Source organism: Coprococcus sp. OM06-34AC, assembly GCF_003462545.1.
Classification (GTDB): Bacteria; Bacillota; Clostridia; order Lachnospirales; family Lachnospiraceae; genus Coprococcus; species Coprococcus aceti.
On record NZ_QTZF01000005.1, the window covers coordinates 248,305 to 260,455 of the forward strand.

Below are 12,151 nucleotides of genomic sequence, written 5' to 3' on the forward strand. Positions count from 1 at the left end.
AAATTATAATATTTAATTTATGCCAATTCAATACAAACGTATTGTTTTAGTAGTGATATTTCATATGCAAACACTATGACATCGGCATCCTTCATATCCTCATATATTTCTATCATGTCATCCTGAATGAGATCATAGTTTCATTTTCACTCTATATATGATAATATGATTATGGTTAGATATATCTAACCATATGAGTGGAATTAGAAATTACAATACAATTATTGAACGGAGAAAATACAATGAAGATAACAAAATGGGATGCGCAGGCAGCCGAGGATATCGGCCATGCATTTGGATATTATGACTATGGACAGGAAACAGGTATGGGAGTGTTCTACAGCAGCAAAGATGCCGTGGCAAATTACATAGCCGACTACGTCCGCATGGCATTTGAGGGACAAATGCTCTATGCGACCAGCGAGCGGGGCGAGGGATATATCGCCTACACCCTGCCGGGACAGAAAATAAATCTCAAGGCGGGCATGGCTATCCTCAAAGCTCTGTTTCACAACATGAGCCTCAAAGAGATGATCCGCATGGGAAAAGCTCTGTCCAAGGGAGGCAGATCTCTTCAGGATCGAATGAAGAAAGAGAAGAAAGATTTTATATTCGTCGGTATGGTCTGCGTCCGCGAACAATACCAGGGACAGGGATACATGAGGAAAGTTCTGGACATGGCTTTCTCTGAGGGAAACAGGTTGCACGTTCCAGTCATCCTTGAGACGGATGCCAAGTCAAAGTGCGATAAATACATGCATCTCGGCATGGAGCTTGAGGGTGTGCGCGATATGGGCGTTTATGGTAAGATATACGATCTGATCAAATATCCTGATTAGAAAATTAAAAATGTCAGCTAGATATGAGTCCCAAACCATTGCTCATATTTATCTGGCATTTTTAATTTTATCTTTTTGACTTAATCTTGCTCTTCTGTGCATAAAATTTTCGCTTATTTGTTATAAACCTCCAAAAAGATACAAACTTTCGATTTTCTGTATCCTTTGCGCATTTTTCGTCAGAAAAAAGAAAGTTTTTTATCTTTTTAGGATAAGTCGAATTTTTCTACCCCCAATATCACCATTCCCCTTAATAATCTTCTTGACATCTCAGCCTCAAAAGATAAAAATAGCAAGTGACTGACTAAAATTCAGCAAAGGATTCTATAGATACGAGGTTAGACAAATGTACCAGATAATGACAGCCGACGAGGCAATGGATCTTATAAATGACGGAGATGTGATCGCACTCAACTCATTTCTCGGCATAGATATTCCAATCGAGCTTCACGAGGCATTATATAAAAGATACCAGAGGACAGGTTCGCCGAAGCACCTCACAGCTATATCAAGCGCGGGCTTTGGTGCGTGGGATGAGAACAAGGCGGCAGAGGGATACATAAGAGACGGCGCAGTTGACAAAATCATCTGTGGACATTTCGGAGCCATGTACAGCACCAAGAAGCTTGTCCTTGAGGACAGATTTGAGGCATACAATCTCCCACTCGGCTGTATCTCACACGCAATTCGTGCGCAGGCCGGCGGACTTCCGGGAGCGCTCTCCAAGGTCGGGCTGGATATATTTGTCGATCCGAGACTTGAGGGACCGGGAATCAACAACATATCAAAGGATGACTCACTTGTAAAATACGTAGAGCTGGACGGTGAGGAATTCCTCTACTACAAGCTGCCGCTTATCAACGTGGCTATCATCAAGGGAACTGCTGCTGACCGCAAGGGCAACATCTCATTTGAGGATCTGTTTACCGCAGGAGATGCGCTGTCCATCTGTCAGGCTGTAAAGGCAAATGGCGGAAAGGTCATCGTGCAGGTTGACAGACTTGTGGCAAGGCCATCAAGACCTCACAATACCATCATTCCGGGATGTCTGGTTGACGCTATCGTTGAGATACCGCCGGAGCCAAGACACGCATCATACGAATCCCTGACAGGAAGTTTTGAGATTCCATATTCACAGTGGCAGGACTGGGCTGAGATGCTTTCCGGTCGTACCAAGACAAAGAATGTCGTCAATACAAGCGCAGAGATCATTGGAAGAAGGGCTGCTCTGGAATTGAAACCGGACGATATAGTCAACATAGGTGTTGGAATTCCGGAGACTGTATCCAAGTATGCCAGAGAGAACGGTATTCTGGACAAGATAACCCTGACCGTAGAATCCGGGGGTGTAGGCGGATTCCCTGCATCGGGCAAGGTGTTCGGCGCTGTCATTGGCGCGGACTCCATCTATGACATGGCAAACCAGTTTGATCTCTACAACAATGGCGGTCTTGATATCTGTTTCATGGGCGGGATCGAGGTTGACAGGTTCGGGAATGTAAATGCCCACAAGGGCCCTGGCGCATTTGCCGGTGTAGGTGGATTTGCAAATATCACCGCCAAGACCGCAACCGTTGTATTCTGTCTCACATTTGACACGAAGGGGCTTGCCGTGGAGGACAATGACGGCATCGTGACCATCAAAAACGAGGGAAACATTCCTAAGTTCGTAAACGATGTCAGAAGCATCAGTTTCTCAGGAAAACGTGCGCTGGCAAACAGACAGAGGGTTATATACGTCACAGAACGATGCGTATTTGAGCTCACTGAAAAGGGACTTAAGCTCATTGAGGTGTACCCGGGAATTGATCTTGAACATGACATTCTGAACAAGCTTCCTTTCAAGGTTGAGGTGGATGAAAGGCTGCGATAGCTAGAAGGCTGAGAAAAATAAATCCTAATATATTAAAAGGTCGTGAGAAGATCCCTACTCAAAATCTTCCCACGATCTTTTATGTACATCATTTTCTTATCTACATTAACTTTCTCACAATAACTAATGCTTCCCCACCAGCTCCACGCATACTATCTCCGGGAAGTTAAACAGCCTCACCGGAGCCACACTGTTGCCAAGGCCGCGGCTGACTATCATCTCGGTGCCATTCATATAATATTCACCTGCTGTATATTCTGGAAGAAATCCCTGATCCGGCGCCACTATCCCGCCGACAAATGGAAGTCTGAACTGTCCACCGTGGGCATGTCCGGAAAGCACGAGATCAACACCGGTGCCGGCATACCTTGCGAGGTATTGTGGCTCATGTGCAAGAACTACTGTGAATTCTTTTTTCTCAGAGTCCTCATGCGCCACATTCTGAGCGTTATTCAGTAACGTCCCAAGTGTCCCATCCGCAAGACTTTTATCGTCCAGCCCAACCAGCCTGAACTTTGCATCACCCCTGGATATCTCCAAAACCTGATCATCCAGAATAACCGCCCCTGCACGGGTAAGTCCAGACATGAGCTCATCATACTCAGAAGCCTCCAGCCAATACTCATGGTTGCCTGTGACATAGTATACCGGACATATTTTCACGATCTCATCCACAAATTGGACTGCGCGGTCTACATTTGTGTGATTTGAGTCCACAAGATCTCCGGTCAGGACGATCATATCAGGTTCACATTCTCTTATCCTGTCCACCAGTTTCTGGTTATTCTTGCCAAACTTTGCATTGTGCAGATCCGATATTTGAACTATCCGATAGCCATCAAGATCCACACCAAGCTTCTCTGCCGCATATGTATAATGTGTGGTTTCAAGGTGTTTGTTCTGAAAATTGCAGAACAATATTATGACAATCAATATACTCAGAGCAATTGCCAATTTTATATATTTCTGCTTTTTCGTATTTCTACTTTTTTGTTTTTTAGATTTTTCTTTCATCCGCAATCTCACTTTTATAATGCCATGCTCTTCTCATAACAACCGATACAACCAGAAATAGTTCCCGTAGTTCGGTCATAATTCTCATTTCTCCAGACATCTACACATGCGTCTATAGTTTCATCTGCACCTTCACCATCCGAAGAACCCGAAGCTCCCTCTTTATCATAATCTCATCGAAATAGTTATCACTGTGATACTCGTCATTTGCACATATCGCCTCATCGATTGGCAAGACTCTTAGCACAAATCCCGCCTCTCGCTCATATTCATCAAGTTCCTGTCCTATATTCGCAGCTTCAACATCACATATATAATAAAAGTTTTCCTGCTCAAATATCGTATTCTCCGATTTATCACTCTTCTGTCTTCGAAGTACACTTCCAAATTCTCTTATGCTATCAGGGATGACCACAAGCCCGGTCTCCTCGCGGACCTCACGGACAAGAGCTGCCTTTTTGTCCTCTCCGCCTTGAATACCGCCACCTGGAAATTTGTAATAGTGCTCCCGCCCACTGTAGACAAGGGCTATCTTGTCTCCCTGCAGGATGATTCCGCGTGCCGATGGTCTGCAGTATACCTTGTAGCCCGCTTCGTAGTCCTTTATATCTATGTCAAATAATCTTTTCATCTCTTATTCGACCTCCGCCAAATCTTTCTCTCCTGGGCCTCCTTTATCAGCATATCGCGAAAATCCGGATGAGCTATGGAGATGAGCGCCTCAGCTCTCTCCCATGTGGAGCGTCCCTCAAGGTTGATGACTCCGTACTCTGTCGCAAGGAAATACACCTGACTTCTAGGGGAGGTGATGATATCTCCGTTGAACTGTGGCTTAACCCTGGAGTGTTTCACTCCGTTCCTGTCGGTGTGGGTGGAGCTCATGCATATAAACGCCTTGCCGCCATGGGAGCCAGATGCTCCGATCAGGAAATCAAGCTGTCCGCCGGTTCCGCTGATCTGGCGTGAACCGCTGCTCTCCGCCGCCACCTGTCCGTACAGATCCACAGCCACGCAACTGTTTATTGATACCATATTATCTATCTGCGATATGACATACGGTCTGTTCACATATTCAAGTGGGTACGCCGCTATCCCAGGATTGTCGTCCAGCCACTCATACAGCTCATTTGAACCGATGGCGCAGCCAAATACGCCTTTTCCACGGTCTATGTTCTTGTATTTATTTGTCAGCTTGCCCGCCTTGTACAGGGCTAGATATGCATCCGAGCAGAGCTCCGTGTGCATGGCAAGATCCTTGAGATCCGACTGAGCCAGCATCTCACCCACCGCATTTGGCATTCCCCCGATACCGAGCTGCAGTGTTGAACCATCTACTATGTATGGAATGAGCAGCTCCGCTATCTTCCGGTCAACCTCCCGCGGTGCCTGTGTTTTCACATCAGCAAATGGCTCGTGCTCCCCCTCTACGATCATATCCACATCCGATATGTGAATACACTCGTCATATCCACCGCGTATCTTAGGCATGTGCTCATTCACCTCAACTATCACGATGTCCGCCTTCCTGGCAATAGGGGCAGCTACACCGGTATTCACCGAGAAGTTAAAATAGCCATGCTTGTCCATAGGTCCCACCGACACCATGACCACATTCACATGGAGGAAATACTCATAATAAGCCGCATTGTTGTGGAACACCATCGGTATATAATAGCATTTGCCCTCATCGCACAGCTTTCTCTCGTACTGCGAACAGTGCCAGCTATGATACACAAAATGCTCCTGACTGTCATCGCACTCTGCAACCTCTATAGGCCCAGCCATCAGATTGCCCCTGATCTTCACATCGTGCAGCTCATCTCTCCGCTTTGCCAGTGCTCTGTCAAGTAGTACAGGTTTTCCAAGGGACGATGTGTAATCGACCCAGTCTCCATCCTTGACACACTCCACCGCAGCCTCCGGTGTACGCAGCTTTTCCCTATACATTTGCTGAAAATCGAACATATAAATCCCCCTTTATTAAATAACGTTTCACCGCTTGTCCTCCCTCAATAGTCTCAATCACTATTATCAAATAAATCAAATATCATTTCAACATTTTTAGAGATATTCCAGTCCAAAATAGTCATAATATTTTTTCACCTTTACTGGTTTACATCTAATTGCAAAACGCAAAAGAGCCCCCCGCATACCTGCACCTTGCAGATACACGGAGGGCTCTACGAATATTAGTCATCTGTTATTAAGTAATCTCGCATTTCTTACATTATTCGATTGCGATGTAATTACTCTTCTCTACTTTCTTCTGCTCTTCCTTCTTAGGAATCGACAGTTTCAGTACGCCATGTTCATACTTTGCATGAATGTCTTCCTGGGTAACTCCCTCACCGACATAGAAACTTCTGCTCATGCTGCCGGCATAACGCTCACGCCTGATATACTTGCCGCTCTTCTTGTCCTTTTCGTCCTTATCCAGACCCTTTGCAGCCTCAATTGTCAGGTAACCATCAGCAAGCTGAACCTTTACTTCATCTTTATTGAATCCTGGGAGATCCATATCTACTTCATATGAATCGTCTGTCTCACGGACATCGGTCTTCATCATGTTCTTTGCATGCTTACCATACAGCGCACGCTCGGTAGGTGCTAACGCTTTACTGAACTCCTTGTCAAAATCCTTTCCAAATGGGAAATAGTCATTCATCCAATCATCAAATAAATCTTCTCCAAAAATACTAGGTAACATAAGTCATTTCTCCTTTCAATCTCAAACAAGTGTCGGAAATTGCGGCTTCTTATGAAGTCCCAAGGCACTTAGACTTTTGTTTACTGTTACTTTCAAAATAATTGTCAAGATAAGCTTTCGGGATTCTTTCTCTTCTTTCTAATCCCTTTCCTTATCTTTGACTATGTTATACACCCAGTTATTAGCACTGTCAAGGGGTGAGTGCTAATTCTTTTATGAAGATTGTGTGAACGCAAATGGCTCTATCCCTTATAGATACTCTCATTCTTAATTCATTGTAAATGACATTCTCCATAGAATGTGTCACTTCCAGCTGCCTGTAATGAATTCTTGAATTTCTAAGTCCCATATCCATAAAATAGTACTTCATTGGCGTACCGATATAGGACTTTCCCTTAATATCATATCTGTTCGCCTCTTCAATTAAAAAAGCATCCTCCAAATATTCAATATATTTCGTAATCGTTGTTGCTGTAATCTTCGAATTGTTTACGCTTTTAAATGTTTTCTGAAGTTTGTTAGGATTCGTCAACGCACCAATTGCGGATGCCAAAACATCAAGCAATGATTCCATTTCTCCAACGTTTCTGATTTTGTTTCGTTTCACAATATCACTGATATATGTTTCCTGAAACAGATTATCCAATAGATTCACTTTTTGCTCATCCGTTTCGGCTAATACCACCAACGGAATACCGCCATAAGTAATATATTCGTTCCATCCATCATATTTATTTCCATCATAGCAACTCATAAATTCCGAAAAGCTCAAAGGGTACATATGAACCTCATCCCCTCTGCCACCAAATTCAGTAGCTATATCTCTGGATAAAAACTTTGCATTACTTCCTGTTACAAACACATCGCAATTCTTCTTATCCGCTAAACCGTTAAGCACACTCACAAACTCATCCAGCAACTGCACTTCATCTAAAAGAAAGTAGTATAAATCAAACGCCATTTCAATGATGTGTTTTTCATCCACTCCATTTTCAAGCAAATGATTTTTAAACAGCGTTCGCAATAAATATGATTTTCCACATCTTCTTATTCCTGTTACAATTTTAATCAGACCATTTCCTTCACGATTTATAAGTTGTTCTAAATAGTAATCTTTTTTAATTTCTTTTAATGATTTTGAAAAGCTGTTTAGATACATAAAAGATAATCAGATTATTTTTAACACATATTTTAAACTTGGCTTTGATGATAACTATAAAATAGTTCAGTTTGATCATAAGCTGGCAGAGCAGCATTTTGGAAATAAATACATAGAATATCATTGTGAATTTTTCAGGGCTGCCATTACAAGTATTATAAAAATGTGGTTAAAAAATGGATGTAAGGAAAGTCCTGCGGAAATGGCTGACATTATAAGGCAGGAGTATAGAGGAAGGATTGAAATCGACCGACTGAATTTAACGTTTCGAAGCTCAATCACTATTCACCCCTGCTTTCTTGCTGTCTACGCTTGTCAAATGCCGTTACCGACATCATCCCAAGACTCGCTATTATCTGATTGGCTAGACCTTGGATAAACCGGCTTCCCACCGGCTTGACTACACACCCTTAGCGGGGCGCACAACTGGAAGTTGTCACAACACAACTTCTTTTTATTTGCTGCAACTCCTTACTTTGCTAAATTCATAATACGTTCTGCCATGTTTTCTGGATATAATGTCGCCATACTGGCGTGTCCCATATTTTTCATTTCTATAAACTTTACATGTAGAAAATGTTCTTTTACATATGCTAAATCTTTTGCTCTTTCTTTACGTTCTTTATCACCGTACCAATATTCTAATTTACCCGAATATTCTATAGTACCTTCCGGCATCCTGTAGTTGTTGCATGATTCAAAAGTTCTCCAGATGGTCTTATAACTGATAAAGCGGAAAACTTTCGCCATATATTCTAAATCTTCCTTGCTATATTCATCTGTTGCAAACACCTTTTCCAGAAGGCTAAACCCGCCTATTTTTCCCATAGAGATCAGCAGAAAATCCTTAACAGCAATGAATCGAGTAAGTAACCATGGTATCTGATATGGTGTGATTCCGCCATCGCATATTGTGTTATTTACGGTAATTTTCTTATCTGCAAGCATTCTTAAAACAATACTACCTCCCATAGAACAGCCATATAGAACATCAATGGTGGTAATCTTATTTTTTACTAACCACTCTGCCAATTCCCCGGCGATATTTTCCACGCTGGTAAAATTTTGCTGTGAATCATTTTCATCATATCCCGGTAATGCCGGAATAATTACATGACAATCCTTTTCCAATAAAGGAATTAGATATTCAAAAAAATCCCACATCACTACAGATGGATGTACCAGAACCACTGTCTTTGCATTACTTTTTCCATATTCATGAATTGTCATTCCTTATCTCCTGTATACTTCCCAATCAATTTGATAACTTCCGATTTGTTACTTTCTATTATACATTATATCGGCAGAATCGAATATCCATTCGATGCCATATTTCTGTAATATAAAAGCCGGATGCGTCAAACCTCAGTGGTTACTGACGAATCCAACCTTTTGTAGTCCGGCAAGCACCTTGTACCACGAACATTATACCGCAATCCACTCGTGCAGCGCCGCCGAATGTCTTTTGTCTACGTCCTTTCTTGTAGCCTCACACTCATGCGGATGTTGCTGCAAACGCTGATCCATCCGGCGGACATATTTGCCAGCCTCCCAGAAGCTATCATCATCTGCGCCAATCAAAATTAACTTTTCCTTGATATTTTCAACCTTTATCATTTCTTCTTCCGTATGTTCCCGATCTTTTTCGGAATCTATGAACAGGCATGTGGAACGCTCAATATCACCTGAGCCTTTCGTTTCCTCTTCAACCTTTTTCCAATACATTGGATGTTCGTAAACAAATGGCATATAAGCAAGCGGCTTCCCATGATAGGAAAGTCCTTTCATCAAATTCCTGTTTGAAGCTGAAAATGCTCAGCCTTTTATTCTTGCGTCTTTACCTCCCAGACAGCCACATCACCAAAAGCCCTACCGGCAAAGCAATCACCGCCTGGCTGAACATTCCTATCACCGCATATTTAATATGATGCCAATAATCATGGTAAGCATCCACCAAATCCTCAGTTCCCGGAATTATCATCTTCTTACTATGGCAAAACCACAGACAATCCACCACCAATGCATCAAACCACATCTCAACTACCCACATGATATATCCGTGAAACCATCCTTCAGAGAAAGTACGTGCACCGCCGATATAGTACGCTAATACAGTCTGCAAAAATATGTATCCGATAAATAATCCCAGTTTTCCTATCGTTGCTTTCTTCTTAAGTTTCCCGGAGCTTTCCTGAATCAATCCAAGCTCTCTGCATCGATCCTGTATCGCCTTGGGGTATTCCTGTATCATGCCAAGCTTTCCCTTCTTTGCTATATTGATACCGCAAATTGTGTAAATGATAACATTAAAAATAACTATTTCTAATAGGTAATTCATTTTGCCTCCTCTCCTAACACCAGCCATGCAAAATCGCCTCGATCTATCTGACAGACGCTGCACTGATCGAAACATCGAGATTGAGTTAGTTGTCGCTAACCTAATATTAGCATATTTTCCTGAGAATGTAAATGAGTATAACAGTCTACTATATTTGCAAATGGCTGGACGAAGAATTTGTGTCCTATTACTGTAAAAGCCAATCCGCTATTCCTGCACAGTTCCCAGACCCGTTTTATTATCATAATAAGATTCAACCAGAGCGCAGTCCATGATCAAAACGTAGAATACATTTCCATAATAACGGTTTTCCACTATTCTTCCGTGATCAAGAACAGGAAGATATGTTCCATCTTTTTTTGCAAAATGGAACCTTACATAGTCATTATTTCCACTGGTCTTTGCATCAATCTGTTTCCAGATGCTGGTCTCAACAGAATCCCGTTCGTCTGGATGGACCAGGTTTCTGAATCTATGATCTGTGTAATCAAGAAAATCATCAAAATCCCTGCAGCCAGCAAATTCTATCAGTTCACGATTTGCAAATAAAATATTATCATTTTCAGGATCAGCTATATATATAAGGAAAGCTCCCGGAAGATTCTTTGATACATCCTGAAGTGCAAACCCAAGCTGGCTTCTGTGCTGCATCTTATAAGCTCCTCGATAAGGACTGCAATTATGCTTTCCATGAAGTTTTACCGCATAAAGTGCCATATCCGCGCATCTGATAAGCTCCGAAACATCTTCACAATCTTTTGGATATTCTGCATACCCAAGAGAAATGTAAAATGGATGCTCCCCACCATTATATGTTATATGCCGTGACTGAAGAGTAAATTGTTCTATTTTCTTTCTTGTCTCTTCCTCTGTTGTGTCAACCAGAATGGCAGAGAACTCATCACCGCCATTTCTGCAAATAATAGAATTATCATTGAAATAGCTCTGCATGTCCTGTGCAAGACTTTTCAGTGCGGCATCTCCAACTACATGACCATACATATCATTTATAAATTTAAAATCATCAATATCCATCTGTATACCCACGCAATGAATATGAAGACCGCCCTGCATAACCTTTTTGAGCTGTTCGTCAAACCCCTTACGATTCAAGAGTCCGGTCAGCGGATCTGTTATCGCCATTTTTTTTAATGTATCTCGATGTCTCTCAATCACAAGTATGACCACCGTTAATCCAGTTAAGAGCAAAATAACACATATTCCCAAAAACAGCTGCGGAAATACATTCCACCCGTGACTCCAGCCATCAGCAGGCATTATCTCAAAATCAAATAGACTGCCGCAAAATTCAAACTCAAATGTAATCGGATTCTTCATAATATTGCCGGATGATGATACTATCTCTGTATCATCAGACAAAGGGGAAACTGTCTTTGTCAGGGAGTAATCATAACCGAATTTTGTGAGTGCCTGAATTGATTCTGTAAATATCTCCGGAACACGTATAATTACTATAGTAAATCCCCAAAATACTGGAGAGCCATCTGCCCCCTCCAGATATACAGGATTTCTAATCGCAATGCCCTGCCCCCCCTGTTTTAAATCAAAAGGACCCTGCATCGTGACTATATTTTTATCTCTTCCATAGCGGCATATCTCTCCACGACTTTCATCATGCATCAAATCTATCTTTCCAGCTTCATTCCCTGCCTCCGGATATATATCTGTGACAACACCGTCAGGCGCAATCTGTATGCTCTGAATAAAATCTGCCATCAGATCCCGAGCAACTTTTTGAAAATTGTCAATTTTCCCATTTTCGCTGATTGCTATCTCTTCAAGTGTATCTGTAATTGCAACTCCACGGTTCATGTCATTCTGTAGTCGTTCTGCATATGTTGTGGCATTAAGCGCTGTGACATTCCGTACCTGTTTATAATTTGATCTATATGAATGATATAAAACTACTGTCAAAACCAGACAGCCAACCAGAAAAATGAGAACCGGCAACATAAGCTTTTTGTTATGGTTTTTACGCGAATTCATAGTATGTCATCTCTCCTTATTTTGGATGCTATTTACAAGTTCTCTACAAATTGCACATATTTTATCGCATTCATTCATTTTTGACAAGTCAGCATTCAGGGATGTTTTTTTAGAGGAATAGTATTATAATACAGAAACGAAAAGAGGTAATCGCTATGCAGATAAGTATAATTTTGCTCGGAAAGCTTATTAACTTTTTTATTATGATCCTGGA

General features: G+C 41.9%; 11 protein-coding genes and 1 pseudogene. 3 read left to right on the plus strand and 9 right to left on the minus strand.

Annotated elements, in window-relative coordinates:
• The first annotated feature begins 242 nt into the window (after positions 1-242).
• Both DXB91_RS10200 and DXB91_RS10205 read left to right on the plus strand, forming a co-directional pair.
• On the plus strand, positions 243-839 hold the full coding sequence (locus DXB91_RS10200; RefSeq protein WP_118017856.1) for an N-acetyltransferase: 597 nt from the start codon (positions 243-245) through the stop codon (positions 837-839).
• 346 nt (positions 840-1,185) lie between these two features.
• Complete coding sequence (locus tag DXB91_RS10205; protein ID WP_118017857.1) at positions 1,186-2,712, plus strand: CoA-transferase; 1,527 nt, start codon at positions 1,186-1,188, stop codon at positions 2,710-2,712.
• A 123-nt stretch (positions 2,713-2,835) separates the two neighbouring features.
• On the opposite strand, the gene DXB91_RS10210 is transcribed toward DXB91_RS10205, so the two are convergent.
• The 5 genes and pseudogenes from DXB91_RS10210 to DXB91_RS10230 all read right to left on the minus strand — a co-directional run.
• Complete coding sequence (locus tag DXB91_RS10210; RefSeq protein ID WP_243003556.1) at positions 2,836-3,666, minus strand: metallophosphoesterase; 831 nt, start codon at positions 3,664-3,666, stop codon at positions 2,836-2,838.
• A 172-nt stretch (positions 3,667-3,838) separates the two neighbouring features.
• A complete protein-coding gene (locus DXB91_RS10215) occupies positions 3,839-4,357 on the minus strand; it encodes an NUDIX domain-containing protein (RefSeq protein WP_118017859.1) in 519 nt (172 codons plus the stop codon).
• The gene (locus tag DXB91_RS10220) at positions 4,354-5,691 is read right to left on the minus strand and encodes an acetyl-CoA hydrolase/transferase family protein (RefSeq protein ID WP_117551070.1); all 1,338 of its coding nucleotides are present in this window, start codon (positions 5,689-5,691) and stop codon (positions 4,354-4,356) included. Before DXB91_RS10220 ends, DXB91_RS10215 begins: the two co-directional genes overlap by 4 nt.
• A gap of 262 nt (positions 5,692-5,953) precedes the next feature.
• The gene (locus DXB91_RS10225) at positions 5,954-6,433 is read right to left on the minus strand and encodes an Hsp20/alpha crystallin family protein (protein WP_118017860.1); all 480 of its coding nucleotides are present in this window, start codon (positions 6,431-6,433) and stop codon (positions 5,954-5,956) included.
• A gap of 259 nt (positions 6,434-6,692) precedes the next feature.
• Positions 6,693-7,592, minus strand: a pseudogene (locus tag DXB91_RS10230) (ATP-binding protein); the annotation flags it as partial.
• A 16-nt stretch (positions 7,593-7,608) separates the two neighbouring features.
• Here DXB91_RS10230 and DXB91_RS14765 point away from each other — a divergent pair.
• Positions 7,609-7,971: a TetR-like C-terminal domain-containing protein gene (locus tag DXB91_RS14765; protein WP_243003557.1), complete on the plus strand. Its 363-nt coding sequence runs from the start codon at positions 7,609-7,611 to the stop codon at positions 7,969-7,971.
• Positions 7,972-8,063: 92 nt separating this feature from the next.
• On the opposite strand, the gene DXB91_RS10235 is transcribed toward DXB91_RS14765, so the two are convergent.
• The 4 genes from DXB91_RS10235 to DXB91_RS10250 all read right to left on the minus strand — a co-directional run bounded on the left by DXB91_RS10235 (position 8,064) and on the right by DXB91_RS10250 (position 11,937).
• Positions 8,064-8,822, minus strand: a complete 759-nt coding sequence (locus DXB91_RS10235) for an alpha/beta fold hydrolase (RefSeq protein ID WP_118017864.1) — start codon at positions 8,820-8,822, stop codon at positions 8,064-8,066.
• A 195-nt stretch (positions 8,823-9,017) separates the two neighbouring features.
• Entirely contained in the window at positions 9,018-9,380 is a 363-nt protein-coding gene (locus DXB91_RS10240) for an acyl-CoA thioester hydrolase/BAAT C-terminal domain-containing protein (RefSeq protein ID WP_242992744.1), read from the minus strand.
• A 49-nt stretch (positions 9,381-9,429) separates the two neighbouring features.
• Positions 9,430-9,930, minus strand: a complete 501-nt coding sequence (locus tag DXB91_RS10245) for a hypothetical protein (RefSeq protein ID WP_117551388.1) — start codon at positions 9,928-9,930, stop codon at positions 9,430-9,432.
• A 207-nt stretch (positions 9,931-10,137) separates the two neighbouring features.
• A complete protein-coding gene (locus tag DXB91_RS10250; protein WP_118017866.1) occupies positions 10,138-11,937 on the minus strand; it encodes a diguanylate cyclase domain-containing protein in 1,800 nt (599 codons plus the stop codon).
• Positions 11,938-12,151: the final 214 nt, after the last annotated feature.

Coding starts and splice junctions, on each gene's coding strand:
- DXB91_RS10200 (WP_118017856.1), top strand. CDS start 243: ATGAAGATAACAAAATGGGATGCGCAGGCAGCCGAGGATATCGGCCAT.
- DXB91_RS10205 (WP_118017857.1), top strand. CDS start 1,186: ATGTACCAGATAATGACAGCCGACGAGGCAATGGATCTTATAAATGAC.
- DXB91_RS10215 (WP_118017859.1), bottom strand. CDS start 4,357: ATGAAAAGATTATTTGACATAGATATAAAGGACTACGAAGCGGGCTAC.
- DXB91_RS10220 (WP_117551070.1), bottom strand. CDS start 5,691: ATGTTCGATTTTCAGCAAATGTATAGGGAAAAGCTGCGTACACCGGAG.
- DXB91_RS10225 (WP_118017860.1), bottom strand. CDS start 6,433: ATGTTACCTAGTATTTTTGGAGAAGATTTATTTGATGATTGGATGAAT.
- DXB91_RS10235 (WP_118017864.1), bottom strand. CDS start 8,822: ATGACAATTCATGAATATGGAAAAAGTAATGCAAAGACAGTGGTTCTG.
- DXB91_RS10240 (WP_242992744.1), bottom strand. CDS start 9,380: ATGAAAGGACTTTCCTATCATGGGAAGCCGCTTGCTTATATGCCATTT.
- DXB91_RS10245 (WP_117551388.1), bottom strand. CDS start 9,930: ATGAATTACCTATTAGAAATAGTTATTTTTAATGTTATCATTTACACA.
- DXB91_RS10250 (WP_118017866.1), bottom strand. CDS start 11,937: ATGAATTCGCGTAAAAACCATAACAAAAAGCTTATGTTGCCGGTTCTC.